This is a genomic window from Cobetia sp. SIMBA_158 (genome assembly GCF_046566945.1).
In the GTDB taxonomy this organism is placed as follows: domain Bacteria; phylum Pseudomonadota; class Gammaproteobacteria; order Pseudomonadales; family Halomonadaceae; genus Cobetia; species Cobetia amphilecti.
Map to the genome: position 1 here is coordinate 1 of NZ_JAWJYL010000384.1, position 271 is coordinate 271.

General features: G+C 37.3%; 1 protein-coding gene. It reads right to left on the bottom strand.

What is annotated here, in order from left to right:
* Position 1: 1 nt before the first annotated feature.
* The coding region (locus R2R70_RS20390) for a cytidylyltransferase domain-containing protein (RefSeq protein ID WP_410978961.1) at positions 2–271 on the bottom strand (270 nt) is incomplete at its 5' end.

The following is a 271-nucleotide window of genomic DNA, read 5'->3' on the forward strand; positions in this document are numbered from 1 at the left end:
GTCACGCGTTTTTATTTTGTAAAAACGCAATTACTTTTGCTAAATCTTCAGCGGTATCAACACCTGCATGCGGAGCTACTTTTGCCTGCTCTATTTTAATACTATAACCGTGATATAAAACACGCAGCTGCTCTAATGACTCTAATAACTCCAAAGGTGAAACACTAAGTGCAATATATTGATTAATAAACCCTGCTCTGTAAGCGTAAATACCCACGTGGCGTTGAAATGATGAAAGCTCTAAATCTCTTTTTTCTTCTAACATCGCATG